The organism is Nocardioides sp. URHA0020, assembly GCF_000620705.1.
Lineage (GTDB): Bacteria > Actinomycetota > Actinomycetes > Propionibacteriales > Nocardioidaceae > Nocardioides.
In genome coordinates, this window is the sequence record NZ_KK211171.1 from 287,994 (window position 1) to 306,730 (window position 18,737).

Genomic DNA, 18,737 nt, shown 5'->3' on the forward strand with positions numbered 1-18,737 from the left:
GAGCACGGATCGCGGGAGATCCGGTCATGGGCGCTGGCGACGCCACCTATCCCCGGAGGGCTGTCAGGTTGCGGGTGAGGAGGAAGTAGTCCCCGATGACGTCCCCGAGCAGTGCACCAGCGGCGATGTCGCCGGGGAAGTGGCCGGCCATGTAGATGCGGGAGTAGTCGATCTGGGCTTCCATTGCGCGATACTCGGCCTCCCGCGCGGGCATCAGAGTGCCGAGCAAGGTCTCGGATGCAGCGGCAGCGGTGGCGTGTCGAGACGGGTAGGAGCACGGGCACTTCTGGCCTGCCGCGACCTTGTGGTCGGTGCGCAGTGAGGGCATGCGAACGTAGGGTGCGGCGGAGCCGTAGCGGGTGCCGAGGTCGTCAGCGATCTTCTTTGCCATCTTGAGCACGGCCTTCTCCTGGGCCTTGCGGTCTCTACCTGGGCTTCCACCCAGCAGTTCCGCCTGATCGTGGGCGTACAGCTTCCAGATGTCCTTCTTGCCGTAGGACTCGAGCCAGGTGGCCGCGGCTATGCCGGACGTCGTGCGTTGCTTGCTGAGCTTGACCACGACGGGCATCTGTCCGGCGAGATCGGCCGGAGGCGGGGGGAAGGTCTGCTCGACCCAGGCGATGAATGCCTGGTCGTCGGCCTTGGCGCCGTGGGTGGTGGCCCAGGTCCGGACCATGGCGTCGGCCTGTCTCCTCTGGGCTGCGACGCTGCTGTCGGTGGCGGCGACGGCGCTGTCTGCGAAGAGGGTCGGGGGTGGGTTGGCGGCGATCCTGTCCTTGGCCGAGAGGTTGTTGCTGCTCGTGGACTTCTTCGTGCTGCTGGTCCATGCCGTTGGTCCGACGAGTCCGATGAGGATGGCCAGCGCGGCGAGTGCGGCGACGACGACGAAGCGTCGGCTCGGGCGACGTCTGACGGGTGGCTTGGTCGGGTTGCTCATGCGGACCTCCGAAGGTCGTGATGGGGCGTGGTGTCCAGGTGCAGGGTGTGCCCGACGAGGTGGCGTACGTCGTTGTCGGGGATGCGGGAGTCGAGCAGCGACACCGTCGCGGCGTACTTGCTGAACGACACCGGTCGGGCACCGAGGCCCATGAGGAGCCGGTCGGCGGCGCCGGGGGTCTGACCGCCCTTGGTCTCGACGATCGCGCAGCCGGCGTCGAGGCTCATGGTGCGTCGATGGCGTGTGCCGGTGAGCCCGAGGTCGACGGTGACCCGGGCACCAGTGTCGACGTCGGCCAGGGTGGTGCGGCGGTACCCGATGTCGGCCGATGCTTCGAGCGCCGGAGCCGGTGGCAGGCCGAGGTCGAGAAGGAGACCCTGGAAGAACGCGGCCGAGGTTTGATCCAGGTGGCCCTGCGCGCGTGTTGAGGTCGGATGGAAGTACTTTCGAGTCAGTCCACTGCCGTCACGGACCTTCAGCTCGAGTCGACACAGCCCGTCCTCGACGTACAGGCGACTGCGGGCCTTCCACCGACGACGGCGCTGCTGGATATGGGCTCGGCACGTCATCAGATCCGGGGTGTCGAAGTAGGTGCTGCGATAGGCGGTCGACAGGCGCCCACCGATGGCCAGGACCCGCAATGACGGGGGAAGTGAGGTGACGAGCTCCTCCGCGATCGCACGGGGCACCACGTACTTCCGGTCGACCCGGGTGGTGGCCGGCGCGCACGCAAGAACCTCCTCCAGGGAGATGGTGCGGCGACCAGCGACAGAGGTCAGCTCGGCTGCATCAGGCACGGGAATCGATCTCCTCGGGACCGGTGGAGGGCATCAGGGTCGCCCACCCCTCTTCGACCTCATGGCGAACGGCGACCACGGTCGTGTCGCGAACGAAGTCGACCTGCTCGACGACCACCGCGATGGGTGCACGCCCAAGCCGGGCGGTGACCTCGCTGCGAACAGCGTCGGCATCGACCAGCGCACGGTCCAGCGTCATCCGCAGCACCCGGGTCGGACGCCTGGTCTTCGAGTCGTCGACCAACCACACCGCGGCAAGGACCAGCACGTTGAGCACAACGACGAGTCCCAGGTGGCGGTCGGGAAGGCCGTTGACCAACGCAAGCACCAGAGCACAGAACGTGTACGAGACATCCTTGACGCTGAAAGCAGCGCTGCGAAGCCGGACGAGGCTCAGCAGACCGAACAGACCGAACCCCACCCCAGCAGGGAAGTGACCTGCGGTGATGGCGGTGAGCGCCGCGAGCAGGCCGATGTTCAACGTCACGAACACCATCGTCATCTCAGGTGCAGCGGCACGCCGCCGGTAGAGCCAGCCGACGAGCACGAACAGTGCGAGGACGTCGATACCCAGTCCAATGAGCGCTGTGGATGTCACGTGCGTTGCTCCTGCCGAATTGAGGCGGCCTGTGGGCCGGTCCTCACGACGCTAGGCATCGAGCATGAAGAAGAGATGAATCCTTGCGTCCAGCCGGTCGAGGTCCGTGGGCCGCATGTCGCCAGGCGGAGTTGGTTCGTTTGCACCCGTGCAGCAGGCTTCAGCCATGTCGGAGAAGCAGACGCGTCGGCGTGGGCCGGTGCTCGAGCAGGCCATCCTCGACGCGGCTTGGAGCGAAGTGGCAGAACGGGGTTGGTCCGACTTCACCATTGCCGGCATCGCGGAACGCAGCGGGACTGCGAAGGCGGTCATCTACCGTCGCTGGCGCAACCGGGTCGACGTGGCGGAGGAGATGCTTCGGCGAGCCAGGAGTGCGGCTGCTCCGGAGTTCGTCTCGTCCGGCGCTCTGCGCGCCGACCTGGTGGACTTCTTGGAGGGCATGGCGGCCTTTCTCGCTGGTCCGTTCGGCGAGGTGGCGCGTGGAGTGATCTGCGAGACCGACGGCCCGAGCCAGACCAGCCTGTTCGCTGTGGACCCCGTCATCGCCCAGGTCGCCGAGGTCGTGTCCCGGGCTGTCGGGCGCGGCGAACTGTGCCGTCCGCCTTCGGCCCTGGCCATGAATGTCGGTCACGCCGTGCTGATGGCGGAGTTCCTTCAGTCGGGGAACCTTCCGGGCTCCGAGGACATCGCCGCGCTGGTCGACGACGTGTGGCTCCCGGCGCTGGGTGCCACGCGCGCCGACTGAGCGCGGTGTCTCGCACCAGAGAGGGGCGCTGGGCTGCACGGTCTCAGCGCCCCTACCTGGTGCTTCGGTGTGTCCCGGTCAGCGTCGCTTGCGGACGACCTTGATGGTGACCACCTCCGACTTGGACGCCTTCAGCAGGGTCGAGCCGTTGAACGTGGCTCCGATGCGGTGCTTGCCGACCTTCAGCTTCGGCAGCTTCACGACCGCTCGACCGTTGGTCACCTTGACCGTCCGGAAGGGCTTCCGGTCGACGGTGACGCGGACCGTGCCGACGACCTTGGCTCTGGAGGACACAGTCACGACCGCGGTGGCTCGCTTTCCTGCCTTCATCGTGGTCGGCGAGACCTTGAGCTTCGTCGTGGTCGCCACCTTCACCGGGACCGGGGTCGGGTCGGCTGCGGTCTTCAGCACCGTGTCGCGGTACGGCGTGAGCACGATCGGACCCATGAGCCCGGTGTTCTGCCAGGCCGGCATCTGGTAGTTCCCGTCACCGGACTTGCGGACCGCGTTGAACATCGTGGTCGCGACGCGCACCTCGATGGTGTTCTCGCCGGGCTCGAGGTTCGTGCCGAGGTCGATGCGGCCACGGTCGGCCTGGTTGACCGCCACTTCGGTGCCGTTGACGGTCACCGTGGCGGAGTCGAGGACGTCCCCGAGCGCCAGGTACGCACCGTCAGTGCTGGTCCAGGTCGACGGGAGGGTCACCGTGGTGGTGTACGTCCCGACGCCGGAGGCCTGCGAGAGGTCCACCGGTGCGGTGATGTCGCGCCACGACGGCAGCTTGCCGTTCTCCCCTGCGGTGATGTCGATCGCAGGCTGGTCGGTCTTGGTCGTCGTGTACTGGTTCGCGCCCGGTGTCCAGGTCTGGGCGTTCAGCGTCCACGAGCTCAGGTTCTGACTTGCGGCCAGACCGCTGACTGCGGTGTTGCGCTGAACTCCGTTGCTGAACGTCGTGGCGTACGAGCCGTCGGCGGTGGCACGCAGCGCGAGCCCCTGCCCGCCGGTTGCCACGATCTCGCCGGTGCTTGCCACGGCGTGCACCGCGAGCGCAGGTGCAGGAGCGGTCGTGCTGCTCGCCAGGGCGAGGACGACGGCGTCGTGCGCCCCGACCTTCACATGCACCGTGACGCCGGAGTTGTCGCTGGTGTACTCGGCGATCGGCTCGATCTTGCCCGTCCAGGTGTCCAGTTGGAACGGGACACCGGTACCGGCGAGCGTGAGGTCCTGTTCGACGGGCGTGTTGGACCGGTTGTAGACGAAGTCGTAGCTGACCCCGTCGGCTTCACGGCGTACCAGGCCCAGTGCCGAGGTCGGCTCGGCCGGCTCTACGGCCGGTCGGACGTTGGCGGCCTCGAGGGCTGCGGGCAGGTCGGCCTCGGCGGCCACCTGCGTCACGCTCGGCTGGTCCAGGAGGTCCTCGACGACACCGGCCAGGTCACCGGAGCCGGGCTTGGCGCCGGGGCTGGTGGACGGTGCGTCGCCGATGACGAAGAGCTTCAGGCCGTCTTCGGCGAGCTCGAGGAGCCGCTGGGCGTCGGGTACCGACATGGTCGTCTGGTTGTTCAGCACCAGCGCCTGCTGGTCGGAGGTGTCACCGAACAGGCCGCCGTCTGCCTCGACCGACACGTCGGAGAGGAAGTCGGGTGCGACGTAGTCGTAGGTGTACCCGGCCTGAGAGGTGGCGGAGTCGTTGCCGAGCATGTGTTGCACCGGACCCTGGCTGCCGACACCGTTGCCGAGCAGGCCGTACTCGGCGTAGTACACGCCGAGGTCGACGGTCGCACGGCCCTGTCGAAGTACCAGTTGGGTGCGGGCGAGTGCGTCGTTGACGTTCTTGTAGTCGGGCCAGCTTGCCTGCCTTGGACCGAACTCGTCGTTGACGCTGATGACGCCGAAGATGTCCCACGGGTGGTAACCGGGCCATGAGCCACCGTCACGGCCTGCGGAGCCGACCCCGGCGGGCGCGTCACGGTACGCGTAGCCGTGCCAGACGAGCTGGTTCACGCCCCCGGCGTAGGACTTGTAGATGCTGTCCAGCAGGCCCTGGGAGTACTTGCCGCCGACGGCGGTGCCGTCGCCGCCCTGCCCGAACTGGCCGGGGACGCTCGGGCCGGCGAGGCTGGAGCGGTAGCCGCCCTGGAAGATCGCGCAGCACTCCACGGACACGACGTTGCGGCCGGCGACGTGGGCTCCTCCGGCGACGACGCGGTAGTCCTGCTCGGCGCCGAGGGTGTTGTTGCCGGCACCGAAGTTGAGCGACTCGCCCTCGGGGATGCCGGTCCTGGTCGCTGCGACTCCGGACTGGATGGGGGTTCCGTACGCCTGGGCCCGGAAGTTGAGGTTGTGGCTGGCTGCCCACCGCTGCATCGTGGTGACGTACCGGCCCGCGTAGAGGTCGCTGAGGGTCTCGCGGTAGTCCTCGCGGAACTTCGCTCCGACACCGGCCAGTTCGAACGCCGGGGTCCCGGTGCCCTGGAGACCGGAGCCGGCGAGGGCCGGTAGCAAGGTCGTCGGGTCGTAGCCGCGCAGGTTCGCGAAGTCCTGCAGGAGGTTCCACGTCCACTTCTGCGTGGATCCGAGTTCGAGGGAGTCCTCGAACACCGAACCCCCGCCGACCTTGTCGAGGTTCTTCTGCACTGCGTCAGTGAGGATGTTCTCGTCCCAGAAGCTGCCCTGGATGCGCGCACCACCGCGGCTCCAGTGGTCGACCACGTAGTTGGGCTGCGTGGCTGTGTAGCCGCCGCTCTGCGCGACGAGGCCGGAGGCGGTCTGGAGGAAGTCGATGACGACCCACGGGTTGCCGTTGCCGACCGGGAACGTGAAGTCGAGCTTCCCGCCGGTGACGTGACCGGTGACATCGGCGACCGAGTCCGGAACCAGACCGACCGAGCCGGTCGTGCTGGTGCCGCAAGCGGCGGCGCACTGTGCCACGAGCGTCTTGATGCGGGTGGTCTTCGCTACGTTGAGGACGGCGTCGTTGACGTCGTGGGGATTCTTGACCGCCGAGACGGACAGTTCGCCACACGCAGCGGTGCGGTCCCCGAGGCCGGTCACGACGACCTTCTCCGCGACCCCGCCCGTGCCGACCGTGACGGTGTCGCCAGCGGCTAGGCCTCCGAGCTTCTCGACATTGAGGACGTCGTCACCTGGGGCGGCAGCGGCGCACAGTTTCGTCGTGACCGACGGCACCGCCGTGGTCGGCGACGGCAGCACGCCCGTGCGCGACGTTCCGGCGTCGTTGAACTCCCGGCCGTAGACGAGCTGCTGCTCGGCCTCCGGCTGGTTGAAGCTGTTCAGGCTCGGCACCGTGGCCGGGTACTGCGGACCGAGGTTCTGATCGACCACCAACCCGAGCTTGGCCGCCTCAGCAGTGATGACCTCGATCTTGTGCGCCCACAGCGGCGTACCCCACCCGTACTGGGCAGTGAACGCGTTGGACTGGTTGCCCGATCCCGGGACGATGAACGGGGAGACCTCTACCCCGCCAGCACCCGAGGCCGCGATGTCGTGGAGCTCGTCACGCAGGACGTCGTCATCGGTGTACGCCAACGGCATCCACCACCGGTACATCGGACGGACACTCTTCGGCGGGCTTGCGAACGCTTCAGCAGTCAGGCTCGTCGGTGCGTGTGCCGGGGCGGCCGACGCAGGGCTGCTGCCCGCGACGGTGGTCAGCGCAAGCGCCGGCACTACGGAGGCGGCGACAGCGAGGGCAGCCGCGGCCGCGACTGCTGCGCGTCGTCGACCTCGCAGACGAACAGGTAGAGCTCGGGTCATGGGACTACCTCAGCATGATTGAAAGGTTTCAAGTGACGCCGGTCACGCTAAGCCGTCGAATGTCGCCCGTCAACAAGAAACTAGGAGTGTCTTATTTCGTCACACCTGGAATGGCCCGAGGCGCCGGCGTGCGGCGAAGCGCGAAGCCGTACCGATGGGCACGGATCGCGTCGTCGCGGCGGTGAATCAGCCGACCTGCGCGCCGTCGGCGAGACGCATGCCGGACTTCGAGGCTGCCAGCAGGGCGGCTCCGAGAGCCTCGGCTCGCGCGCCGAGCTCGGCGCGGACGATCCGGATGTCGTGGTTGGCGACGGGCGGCAGGGCGAGCGCGAGGGCCTGGCGCGCGGCCTCGAGCAGCGTCTCGCTCGAGTGCGGGCGCGCGGTCAGGTCCCCGCCGATCACGACCAAGCTCGGGTCGGCGATCGTGCAAACGCCGGCCAACGCGTTGCCGAGGACCTGGCCGGCGTCGGCGAGCAGACGCAGGGCCCCGCGGTCACCGGCGTCCGCGAGGTCGAGCAGGTCGCCGACCCTGGCCTCGGGTCCGACCGTGTGCGCCAGAGCACTGAGCAGGGCACGTTTGCTGACGACCGTCTCGAGGCATCCTCGAGCCCCGCACCGACAGATCTTGCCGTCGGCGACCACGGGAAGGTGGCCGAGCTCCCCGGCGGTGCCTGACGCCCCCACGTGCACCCGGCCTCCGAGCACGAGGCCGCAACCAACGCCCTCACCCAGCATCACGTAGACGAGGTCGTCGACTGCCGTGCCGGCGCCGAGGCGCCACTCAGCGAGCGCTCCCAGGGTCGCGTCGTTGCCCAGGTAGACCGGCAGTCCGGTCCGCTCGCCCAGGATGCCGGCGATGTCGACACCGCCCCAGTCCAGCAGCATCGGCGGAGACGCGAGCGCGCGTGAGCCGACCACCGGCGCCGAGACGGCGACGCCGACAGCGAGCACCCCGTCTCGGGGGACCTCGCTCGCCTCCAGCAGGTCAGCGGTGCTGCGAGCGAGGTGATCGAGCGAGGCCGCCGGCTCGTGGTCGACGTCGAGGAAGTGGCGCTGCTGCATGAGGACCGTGCCGTCCAGCGACGTGAGCACCACCCTGAGGTCGGCGTGGCCCAGGTGGATCCCGATCAGGGACCCGGCTCGGGGCGCAAGCCCGAGGGCCATGGCCGGCCGCCCGCCCGCCGCTGCCGGCTTGATGCCGAGCTCGACCAGCACCCCCGCGTCGATCAGGCTGGCGACCAGGATGGAGACGGCGGAGGTGGACAGGCCGGTCAACCGGGCCACGTCGGCTCTGCTGCAACGCGGGCGCGCCTGGACAGCAGCGACCACTGCGCGGCCATTGCGGCTGCGCAGCGACTCCAGACCGACCATGCTCACGGCAGCAGCCTAGGCGACTTAGTTCATCCATATGTGGACAAACAACAAAAAACCTTCCTTCGGTTTGTCCTTGACCTGGACAATATCCACGCCTACCGTCTGAGAGCCACGTCACGTCCCTCTCGGGCCTGAACTGGCTCTCTACTCGGCGCGCACTCGGGTGCGCACTATCTCGGAGCACACACATGGTCAGCAGCAATCGCCGACGCCTCGGCACCCTCCTCGGCCTCTCCCTCTCAGCGAACGCTCTCGGCGCCGCCGGCGTCGCGGCTGGTACGGCGTCCGCCTCACCACCCACGGCCCCATTGGCGTCCGCGGCGGCCGCCGCGGGTCGTCCGGTCTACCTCGACCGCTCGTACACCCCGGCGGAGCGCGCCGCCGACCTGGTGTCGCGGATGTCGCTGGCGGAGAAGGCCCAGCAGATGAACAGCAGCCAAGCCCCGGCCCTGCCGCGTCTCGGGATCGCCGCTTGGGGCTGGTGGAACGAGTCCAACCACGGGGTCAACGCGTCGACCATCACGCCGACCGGCAACGCCACGACGCTGACCAACACCACGTCGTACCCGTCGGACCTGTCGATGGGCAGCACCTGGGACCCGGAGCTCGTCTACCGCGAGGCCTCCCTGATCGGTGACGAGGCCCGCGACACGGCGCCCGACAACCGGCTCAACCTCGACTTCTACGCCCCGACGGTCAACCTCGCCCGCGACCCGCGGTGGGGGCGCAACGACGAGGCCTGGAGCGAGGACCCGACGCTGACCGCGCAGCTGGCGGGGCAGTACGTCAACGGCCTCCAGGGTCAGACCACCGACGGCACCCTGCCGGCCTCCGCCCACGGCTACTACAAGGCGATCGCCACGCTGAAGCACTACGCGGCGAACAACAGCGAGGTCAACCGGCGCAACGGCTCGTCCGACATGGATCAGCGCACGCTGCGCGAGTATTACACCAAGCAGTTCGCCGACATCGTGAAGTCGGCCCACCCCGGCTCGATCATGAGCTCCTACAACGAGGTCAACGGGGTGCCGGCTGCAGCGAGCGTGCAGCTGATGAGCGACCTGGCGCGCGACACCTACGGGTTCGACGGCTACTTCACCTCGGACTGCGACGCGGTCTACGAGATCCAGGCCGGGCACCACTGGCAGCCGCCGGGTGCCAGCGCGCCCCTCGACCAGTACTCCCGCTCGGCGTGGGCCATCGCCGCAGGCGAAGACCTCGACTGCAACTGGGGCTACCACGACCAGTACAGCTACGGGAACACCGTTCCCACGGCGATCGCGCAGCAGATCAAGACCGAGACCGACACCTTCAACGTCGGCGACGTCGACACCTCGCTGACCCGCCTGTTCACCGCTCGGATCGAGACCGGCGAGTTCGACAAGGAGAACACGGTCCCGTGGGTCCGCGCGGCCCGCAAGCGCCTCGGTGGCGCCACCTGGACCACCTCGCCGGACAACAACGCGGTCACCGAGACGCCCGAGCGGCTCTCGCAGGCGCGGCAGAGCGCCGAGCAGGCCCTCGTGCTGCTGAAGAACGACAAGGTCGGCGGGACCTCTCTGCTGCCGTTGAGCGTCCCGAAGAACAAGGCCTTCAAGGTTGCCGTGGTCGGCTACTTCGCGCACCCGGCGCAGCTCTTCACCGGCGGCTACTCCAGCCGCCAGGTCAACGCCGGTGCCGCCAACAACATCGACGCCTACACCGGCATCAAGGACGCCGTCGAGGCTCGGAACCCGAACGCCCAGGTCGACTTCCTGCCCGGCGTCACCGGCGGGACCAGCGCATCGCAGCTCACCACCGTCGACCCCGACACCCTTGCCAAGGTCGGCGGGTACGACGCGGTCGTGGTCGTCGCCGGCACCGACGGGAGCACCGCCTCGGAGGACCACGACCGTACGACGACCGCTCTGCCCGGCGCCCAGGCCTCGATGATCAGCCAGGTCGAGGCCGCCAACCCGCGCACGGTCGTCTATCTCCAGACCGTCGGCTCGGTCGACGTGCGCAGCTTCGAGCAGACCAGCCCCGCCCTCCTGTGGAGCTCCTACCTCGGGCAGCGCCAGGGCCCGGCGATCGCCGACGTCCTGCTCGGCAAGGTCAACCCCAGCGGGCACCTGCCCTTCACCTGGTACACCGACGACAGCCAGCTGCCGGCGATCACCGACTACGCGATCCGGCCCAGCCAGTCGGCTCCCGGTCGCACGTACATGTACTACACGGGCTCCCCGAGCTTCGCCTTCGGTCACGGCCTCAGCTACAGCAGCTTCCGGTTCTCGGACCTGAAGGTGACCGGCCGGTCCGTCGACGCCTCGGGCACCGTGACCGCCACCGCCAAGGTCACCAACACCGGCGACGTCGCCGGCGCGGCGACCCCGCAGCTGTACGTGACGACCCCCTTCGCCTCAGCCGCGGCTGAACGACCGGCCAAGCGGCTGCTCGCCTTCGACCGCGTCGTGGTGAAGCCCGGCAAGACCGTGAAGGTCAGCTTCTCCGCGCCTGCCTCCCAGCTGGCTTTCCTCGACGAAGACAGCGAGACCATGCACGTCGACCGGGGGACCTACGGCCTTCAGCTGGCAGCCTCGGTCTCCGATGTGCGCCAGCGCGCGTCGGTGCAGGTGACGGGTCGACTGGGTCGCACGCCCACGACCGTGTCGGTGCGGCCCGTGCAGTCCGGTGACGCTGCCGCGGACGTTGCCCAGCGGGTCGCGTTCGACGCCGGCGCCCGGATCGACCCACAGGTCACCGTCGCGACCGACGACGAGGCGCTGCACGGCTACATCAGCAAGGGTCGCAGCACGCCGCTCCCGGCGGGCACCAAGATCCGCTACCACTCCAACCGGCGCGACGTGGTCGCCGTCGAGCAGGGCGGCACGGTGCTTCGCGCCGTCGGACCGGGCGTGGCGACGGTGACGGTCGACGCGAAGCTGCACGGCACCACGGTGAGCACGACCTTCGTGGTGAACGTGGCTCCGCTGCAGATCACCTCCGAGCCGACGGCGGCGTTCACGGCCGGCACGGCAGGGAGCTTCACCGTGTCCACGGCCACCACGCAGTCGCCGACGGCCCAGGAGGTGCCGAGCCTCTCGGTGAAGGGCAAGCTGCCGGCGGGGCTGGCGTTCGTCGACAACGGCGACGGCACCGGGACCATCTCCGGGACCCCGACCACCGCGGGGACCGTCGTGGTGCGGGTACGCGCAGCCAACGAGGTCAGTCCCCCGGTCGCCCAGGACCTCACGGTCACGGTGGGCTGAGACGGCGAGCCGGCGCGGTCGTGGGCTTCGGCCCACGGCCGCGCCGCTCTGCGCTGCCGAGGTGGGGCTCCAGGTCGGCACTGTCTCCTCAGGTTCCGGGATCGGAGGCCGAAGTAGTGCTTGTGTGACATGAGGGTCGACGAAATCCTGCGAGGAACGATCGCAGGGAGTCCTCCCCCGACCCTCGGCGCACCAACAACGGTACGTGGAGCCTGTGAGCTCGCTAGGAGGCCCAGGCTCGTGTCGCTCGCTCAGCAGATCACCCGAGTGACCCGCACCGGGTTGGTGGCCGTCGGCCTGGTCGCGGCAGTGAATCTCGGACTGCTCACCTACATCGCATTCGTGCTCGATGTCCAGGCCGGGCACGCCAACAGCGCAGCACGGTCGGTACGTCTTGCTCACCTCGCGATGGTCGACCAGGAGACTGGCCTGCGTGCTTACCTGCTGACCGGAGACGACGACTTCCTCGAGCCCTACGAGGCCGGAGTCCTGAAGCTGGGCGCAAGTCTGAAGGCCACCGCGAACGAAGTGGGTGCCAACGAGCGGATCGAGGTCCTGCTCGAAGCCCAACAGGCCGCCGTCAAGACCTGGACGGACCAGTGGGCCCTCCCCGCCCGTCGCACCGGCCAGCACTTCGTTGTCAGTCGCAACGCGGCGGAGCGGGACGAGTTCCTGCAGCAGGGCAAGACGCTGTTCGACGCCTACCGGGCAGCACACGAGGATCTTGAGCAGGCGGTGGACGAGCTGCGCGCGGATCGCGACCGCCGGCAGTGGAACGTGCTCGTCAGCGCCTTGGGGGTCGAGCTCGCACTCCTTGCGACGGGAATGCTGGTGATGCGCCGCCAGAGGCGCCGTCTGCGGGACGCGGTGGTAGACCCGGTCAAGGAGCTCCTGGGAACGATCCGACGCATCCGCGACGGCGACCTCGCTGCGCGATCGACGGTGACCGAGCCGTTGGAGCTCTCCGAGGTCGGCGCCGGCTTGGACGAGATGGCTGGTGCGCTGGAGACCGAGGAACGCCACACGAAGGAGCGCGAGACAGCGTTGCTCAACGCCCGCCGGGACGCGGAAGCCGCGAACAAGGCGAAGTCGGCGTTCCTGGCCACGATGTCCCACGAGATCCGCACGCCCATGAACGCCGTCATCGGGATGACCGGCTTGCTGCTGGACACCTCCATGGACCAGGAGCAACGGGAGTACGCCGAGACCGTTCGCGCGTCCGGGGAGGCACTGCTCAGTCTCATCAACGACGTGCTCGACTACTCCAAGATCGAGGCGGGAGAGCTCGCCCTCGAGCGCCACCCGTTCAGCCTGCGCGACTGTGTCGAGGGCGCCGTGGATCTTCTGGCCGCCCAAGCCGCGACGAAGGGGCTCGATCTGATTGCGCAGATCGACCCGGACGTGCCTGCGGTGGTCGAAGGCGACGTGACCCGTGTGCGTCAGATCCTCGTCAACCTGCTCAGCAACGCGGTCAAGTTCACCAGCCACGGCGAGGTCCATGTGCACCTCCGGGTCCTGTCCGAGGAAAGTGAGCCGACCGGACGACCACTGACCACGCTGGCGTTCTCCGTCCGCGACACCGGGATCGGGATCCCCTCCGAGCGACGCGATCGGCTCTTCCGGTCCTTCAGCCAGGTCGATGACAGCACCACCCGGATCTACGGGGGCACGGGGCTCGGGCTGGCCATCTGCAAGCACCTCAGCACTGCCATGGGCGGGCGCGTGGAGGTCGAGAGCGAACCCGGCCGCGGCTCCACCTTCACCGTCGTCGTCCCGCTGGCGCCCTGTCAGGCACCGGACGAGGCGCAGGTGGTCCCCGCCGAGCTCTCCGGCCGTTCCGCCCTGGTCGTGGACGACAACGACACCAACCGACGGATCCTGCGGGGCCAGCTCGAGGCCTGGGGGATGCACGTCGTTGACTACGCCGACCCGATCGAGGCGCTGGCCGCCGTACGGGCGGGCGAGCACGAGTTCGATGTCGTCGTCCTCGACATGCACATGCCGGGCCTCGACGGCCTCGGGCTGACCCGGGGTCTACGCGCCGTCCATGGGCTCGCCGAGACCCCGATGGTGCTCCTGACCTCGCTGGGTGAGCGCCCCGAACAGGCCCAGGCGCTCGGACTGGTCCACCTCACGAAACCGGTGAAGGCCGCTGCGCTCCAGCAGACCGTCGCCCGGGCGCTGGGCGCGAGGACGGGAGGCGACCAACCTGTCAGCTCCCGGACGCCGATCGGTCCGCTGCGCATCCTCCTGGCCGAGGACAACGTGGTGAACCAGCAGGTGGCCACGCTGATGCTGCGCAAGCTGGGGCAGCGTGCTGACGTCGTGGCGAACGGTCAGGAGGCGCTCAACACCATCCGCGTCACGCCGTACGACGTGCTGCTCATGGACGTGCAGATGCCGGTCATGGACGGGCACGAGGCGACGCGACGCATCCGTGCCGAGCTGCCACCCGAGCGTCAACCACGCATCATCGCCATGACCGCGAGCGCGCTCGTGGAGGATGTCGAGGCGAGTCTGGCCGCGGGCATGGACGGCCACCTGGCCAAGCCCGTGCGCCACGAAGACCTCGAGTCGGTGCTCCGGCGCGTCCGACCGATGCGTCCCCTGCACCCGTCCGAACCACAGGTCCGGGTCGATCGCAGCGAGCGAGTCTTGACCGAGGTCACTCCGCCGGTCTTCGACGCGAACGTGCTCGACACCTTGGTCGGATACCTCGGCCCCGACGGCGAGACCCTTCGCACGAAGCTGCTGTCGGCCTGGCGTCTTGAGAGTGCCTTTTTGGTCGACGGGCTGTCTGAGACCGTCGGCGCCGACGACATCGCCCAGGCTCAGGAGATCGCGCACTCCTTGAAGTCCGCCAGCGCAGCCGTAGGGGCCATGGCGCTCTCGCAGGCGTGCGCCGAGCTCGAGCTCGCTCCCGTCGACGAGGTCTCCGACGAGCAGCTGGCCCAGCACGTCAGCGCCATCAGCACAGCCCTGTCGAGCCTGAACCAGGCACTCGCTGCATCAACGGTGGGCGAGCAGTCGTTGTCACTCGCGCGGTAGTCGACGGCGCTTGGGACGCGAGACGGTGACGACCGGCGGTCGCTCTTGGGACTGCCGCACGGATAGGTGTCAACCCGTCACCTGATCGTGCAGCAGACCCTGGTCGGTGTCGGTGAGACTGACACCCGACGGGCTGTACCCCTGCGCTCAGGCACCGACGCTGTAGGTGCTCGGTGTCGTCGCGCGTCACAGCGCCGTTCTCGACGCCGCCGTCCGAGACGGCGTGGAGCACGTCGTCTACACGAGCCTGACCGGTGCCGGGGACCACCTGGGCTTCGCGCTCGACCACCGCGTCACCGAACGGCTGGTCGAGGGCAGCGGCCCGGGTCGGACCGTCCTGCGCAACGGTCTGTACGCCGAGCTCGTCGGCGTCCTGCTCTTGTGGGCGCCCGACTCGGTGGAGTCCGCCAGTGGGGTCATGGCTTCGGGCTCAGCCGAACTCGGCTCACCCAGGCGCGCCAGCAGCAGAACGCTAGACACGGCAGCAACACCAGGGCAACGCTCAGCACGGCCTGCACTCCCGCGTAGGTGGCCACGAACCAGCACGTTGCGACAGCGAGAACCAGAAGCACGATCGTGAGGGTCAACGCGAGGCGGTATCGGGAGCGATCAGTCATGGGTTCCTTCGGGGCTTCGGAGCGACCCACGTCGACAGCGGGGAGGCCGTTGCGCAGAGGATGGCCCACGCGAGTCGAACTGTCACGGCAAGACATTCATGCAGGCGACACACACGGCCTGACGAATGTCGTGGACGTCTCGGACCAACTGCGACTGTCAGACCTGCTCGTCGTGGTCATCGAGCCGTTCGTACCTCAGGTCCAGGGCTTGACCTGGACCTGCCGAGCCAAGGTGCGTGACGAATGGGTCGACGTGGCCGCGACCGGCTCAGTCGACGGGCCGCGACGGCCGGCTCAATCACTAGAACCAACCCCACCTACGGACGACTCGCGGCGCTATGACGCGACCCCATGAGGCACTCAGTTGCGCATCAGGCGCGCTCGCAGAATTGCCAGGGAGAGTGGCTCACCGTTCAGCAGCTTGCCGTGTACCTCCAGATCCTGATCGGGTTTGAGCAGCTTGGCGACCGAAGGGTACGAACGCGGAAAGCAGACGCACGGGAGGGATCCGGCGCTCCCTTCTAGTACAAACTCGACCCAGGGCAGACCAGCCGAGTTGATGCTCTTCGAGAGATTGGCAATCCGGCCGCGGGCGCATGTGTCGGGTTCGATCGGCGCACTGTTCGCATCGGGCACCCTTCAGTTCTAGCCAACTCCACCGACAAGAACCGAGAAAGGCAGTCCCTGTCCGCCGACTGGGGCCTCCGTCAGCCTGTTCCCGGGGCAGATCAAGACGGCTGCAGCGCTGCAGTTTTTTGGTCCCCACTCACTCGAGCCAGGTGCTGATCCTCGGTGGGTCGGGCATGGTGTCCGCTATGTCCTTCAAGCTACCGCCGTCATTAGCAACGGACAGTGACGCTAGCGCGATTCGAGCGCTCCAGAAGTACTACTTCACGCCCAAGGAGGGGCCAGGCTTCTTCACGGGTTCCTTGTTCGATTCCTGGGACCCATCAGGCTGGCGAGCGCGAGACCGCAACCGCTTCACCGCAGACGACGTCGTAGCTGTCACTCTGCTATCGGTCTCGCTGCCAGGCGAAGCGGCGCACGACCTCCTCGTCGCGCGCACGGACGAGTTCCAGGAGTTGCTCATTGACCTAGGCGACGATCGAGACTTGGTTGACATCGACGACCTGCCCGAGGGATGGACGGGCTGGGATCTCATGCTGGCGTTACGTTCGCTGCCTGGCGTTGGTCCGACGACCGCCAGCAAGCTCCTCGCGCGGAAGCGGCCGCGCTTGAGGCCGATTTGGGACTCGGTTGTTGCGCAAGCCACCGGAACAACAGAGCAACTTTGGATCCCACTCTGGGAAGCATTGCGACGGGAAGACCGCGAACTGCACGCGAGGCTCCTGCGACTCCGCGACGAAGCCGGCCTCTCGGACAACGTGAGCGCCCTGCGAGTCTTCGACGTCATCGCGTGGATGGACGGCAAGGGGTACTAGGCACCTACGCGCTCCGTCAGACGCGGCGGAAAGCCGCACCTTCGAACCGAGCGGTACGCGGCATGAGCGGATGTTCAGGCAGCGGGCGGCCGTGCCACGTCGTACGGGTCCCAGTCCAACTTCCAGAACGCCTCGAGGCCGTGCTTGGAAATGAATTGGCGCTCGCTGGCATAGGTCGGGTACATCCCGACGATGTGAATCGGAAGTTCGTCGCCGACATCGACATGGGCGTCCGTCGCGTCGAGTGCGATGGGCGCGAACACGACAAAGCCGTCCATCTGCGATCCAGCCGCGATCGGCTCACCGAAGTTGATCGTGTTCCCGTAGCTGAATGGGCAGTCGTGGCGTAGTCGTTCGGCTAGGTGCGCGAGCGCTAAGACCCAGGCGGCGTCGCCCGACTTCACGCAGATGGAGAGTTCTGGCCTCCCGTGCCGCCACACGTCCTGATGCGCCAGCGACAGGCCATAGGTCAAGCCAAAAAGCAGCCCGTCCTCGGGCATGTCCTGGTAGCCGATTGCCGTCACGCCGTGATGCCCGGCCCAAGTCGACTCCACCGGCCAGAACTGCGCCTCTTTACCCCCGCTGAGAACGTCCAGATGGCTCAGGTACCTCTCGACCCGAGAAGGGTTGTCGCTCATGCCAACATTCTGCCTGGAACCGGTGACCGCTCATCGGCAATTCCGAGCTCGGACAGCGGCATGAGAGTGCGATCAGAAGAGCCTGCACGGGACTCGCGGGCCTGGCACCATTCGGGCATGGCAGACGTAGTGGTCGATGCTGAGGTCGGCACGGACGGCGGCACCGTAGCGTGCGCCAAGATCGCCAACGGCGAGTGGGAAGTCAACGTCAGGGCAACGCCGTTTGAGTTCGCGGCGTTGAGGACAATCCGCGATGCCACCTGGACTTCTCGTCACTCAATCGCGGTGGGCACGTCCGCGGGAGCCGCCGTGTTCTGGTCGTGCGACGGACCCACTGCTTCGATTCTGATCGGCTCCGATGACGAGACCTGGGATGTCGCCGTAACGATCCCTGTCGAGGACGTCGATCGGGTCATCGAACTCGTCGCAGACCTCTGACGCGAAGTCCGCTCATCGGCATGAGAGTGCGTTCCGATGTCACCGATAGGCGGCGGGTAGACGCACCTCGCCACTGGGTCAGCTCTGGTGAGCTCGCCGCAGAGTCAGCGTCGACGAAGGGGGTTGAGCACGCCGCCCGGTGGTCAGGCGCCGTTGCTGGCTTCGTGCCAGTCCCAATGGATGCCAGCGTAGGGACCCTCGGGCAGGACGAGCGCCCCACAGACCCGACACGCGAGCTGTCCGTCGGACATCGTGTCGAAGATCTGCGGCACCGCTTGCTGCGGGTCCGGAGGCTCAGGCGAGTTCATGCGCTCTGCCCCAGCGGCTCGATCTGACCGGAACAGCGGCCGCGAGCGGCGATCGAGCCATGCTGGTGCAGTTCAGGGTCGAACGGGTACGACGGGCTCATGTTAAGCAGGTACCCAGTCGAGGGCGTTTCACCTGAACCTCGGTGACCGAGGCGTGATGACGCGGCCTGGAGACTCAGGACCGTGTCGACTGGGCACCGTTCCACAGCAGCTGATGGGCCGGGTGTCCGGCACCATCGGGGCCCTGAGGCTCTGCGTGCTGCCTGCCCGCTCGTGACGTCAGCGGGTGTGCACCCTCTCTCGTCTGCCTCGACTCCCTACTGCCTGGTGGTGAACCGGCCCCGGCGTGGAAGGAGTTCCGGTGCTCACAGGAGCAGCAGGACGGGCTGCATGCCCCTTGGTCATCCTGGTGGCCCCGCGACAAGAGTTGCGCGGTCGTTGGAGAGCACTGGGCTCTGTTCTCCGACGACGAGCCTCGGGCGCCGTTGAGGCTGCTGCTCGAGGAGCCCACCCGCTCCGCCGGACTGGCTTGCCCGTCGCTCAGGCTACGTCGCCTTCGGCCGCGAATATGCCGAGCAAGCGTCGATGGTGGATGCCCATGGCTTGGGAGGTACGCATCCGAGGCGCAACTGGCTTGCTTCCTAGAAGACGGGACCCTGGCAAAGCAACGTGCAGAGACCTGGGCCGTTGTCCGGCAACAATTCGCGACGAAGGCACGCTCGGTCGCTGGACACGTGTCGTCCTTGTCTCAGCGTGGTGCGGCGCAGCGC

The 18,737-nt window shown here is 67.9% G+C and carries 12 protein-coding genes; 5 read left to right on the forward strand and 7 right to left on the reverse strand.

The window, feature by feature from the left end; translation table 11 throughout:
- Nucleotides 1–46: 46 nt before the first annotated feature.
- Genes N542_RS0120805 through N542_RS25955 form a run of 3 tightly spaced genes read right to left on the reverse strand, consistent with a single transcriptional unit; the run spans nucleotide 47 to nucleotide 2,332 of the window.
- Nucleotides 47–937, reverse strand: a complete 891-nt coding sequence (locus N542_RS0120805; protein ID WP_028645568.1) for a phosphatase PAP2 family protein — start codon at nucleotides 935–937, stop codon at nucleotides 47–49.
- On the reverse strand, nucleotides 934–1,734 hold the full coding sequence (locus N542_RS0120810; RefSeq protein ID WP_051552181.1) for a VTC domain-containing protein: 801 nt from the start codon (nucleotides 1,732–1,734) through the stop codon (nucleotides 934–936). Before N542_RS0120810 ends, N542_RS0120805 begins: the two co-directional genes overlap by 4 nt.
- A complete protein-coding gene (locus N542_RS25955; protein ID WP_051552183.1) occupies nucleotides 1,727–2,332 on the reverse strand; it encodes a DUF4956 domain-containing protein in 606 nt (201 codons plus the stop codon). Before N542_RS25955 ends, N542_RS0120810 begins: the two co-directional genes overlap by 8 nt.
- A 166-nt stretch (nucleotides 2,333–2,498) precedes the next feature.
- Here N542_RS25955 and N542_RS0120820 point away from each other — a divergent pair, with 166 nt between their 5' ends.
- Complete coding sequence (locus N542_RS0120820) at nucleotides 2,499–3,077, forward strand: TetR/AcrR family transcriptional regulator (RefSeq protein WP_197026044.1); 579 nt, start codon at nucleotides 2,499–2,501, stop codon at nucleotides 3,075–3,077.
- Nucleotides 3,078–3,155: 78 nt separating this feature from the next.
- On the opposite strand, the gene N542_RS0120825 is transcribed toward N542_RS0120820, so the two are convergent.
- Both N542_RS0120825 and N542_RS25960 read right to left on the reverse strand, forming a co-directional pair.
- Nucleotides 3,156–6,854, reverse strand: a complete 3,699-nt coding sequence (locus N542_RS0120825; RefSeq protein WP_036509081.1) for a glycosyl hydrolase — start codon at nucleotides 6,852–6,854, stop codon at nucleotides 3,156–3,158.
- A gap of 186 nt (nucleotides 6,855–7,040) precedes the next feature.
- Nucleotides 7,041–8,225, reverse strand: coding sequence for an ROK family protein (locus N542_RS25960; RefSeq protein WP_081795423.1), 1,185 nt, complete (start codon nucleotides 8,223–8,225; stop codon nucleotides 7,041–7,043).
- Between the two features lie 191 nt (nucleotides 8,226–8,416).
- On the opposite strand from N542_RS25960, the gene N542_RS0120835 reads away from it, so the two are divergent.
- Nucleotides 8,417–11,476, forward strand: a complete 3,060-nt coding sequence (locus N542_RS0120835) for a glycoside hydrolase family 3 C-terminal domain-containing protein (protein WP_028645572.1) — start codon at nucleotides 8,417–8,419, stop codon at nucleotides 11,474–11,476.
- Nucleotides 11,477–11,716: 240 nt separating this feature from the next.
- Nucleotides 11,717–14,524 (forward strand): response regulator, encoded by a 2,808-nt coding sequence (locus N542_RS25965; protein ID WP_051552186.1) that lies wholly within the window; start codon nucleotides 11,717–11,719, stop codon nucleotides 14,522–14,524.
- Between the two features lie 977 nt (nucleotides 14,525–15,501).
- Here the strand turns inward: N542_RS25965 and N542_RS27680 are convergent.
- Nucleotides 15,502–15,777 (reverse strand): OB-fold nucleic acid binding domain-containing protein, encoded by a 276-nt coding sequence (locus N542_RS27680; protein ID WP_155993265.1) that lies wholly within the window; start codon nucleotides 15,775–15,777, stop codon nucleotides 15,502–15,504.
- A 143-nt stretch (nucleotides 15,778–15,920) separates the two neighbouring features.
- Between N542_RS27680 and N542_RS0120850 the strand changes: the two genes are divergently transcribed.
- Complete coding sequence (locus N542_RS0120850) at nucleotides 15,921–16,583, forward strand: DUF6308 family protein (protein WP_197026045.1); 663 nt, start codon at nucleotides 15,921–15,923, stop codon at nucleotides 16,581–16,583.
- 74 nt (nucleotides 16,584–16,657) lie between these two features.
- Here the strand turns inward: N542_RS0120850 and N542_RS0120855 are convergent, their stop codons facing one another.
- A complete protein-coding gene (locus tag N542_RS0120855; protein WP_028645575.1) occupies nucleotides 16,658–17,221 on the reverse strand; it encodes a suppressor of fused domain protein in 564 nt (187 codons plus the stop codon).
- A 117-nt stretch (nucleotides 17,222–17,338) separates the two neighbouring features.
- On the opposite strand from N542_RS0120855, the gene N542_RS0120860 reads away from it, so the two are divergent.
- On the forward strand, nucleotides 17,339–17,659 hold the full coding sequence (locus tag N542_RS0120860) for a hypothetical protein (RefSeq protein WP_028645576.1): 321 nt from the start codon (nucleotides 17,339–17,341) through the stop codon (nucleotides 17,657–17,659).
- Nucleotides 17,660–18,737: the final 1,078 nt, after the last annotated feature.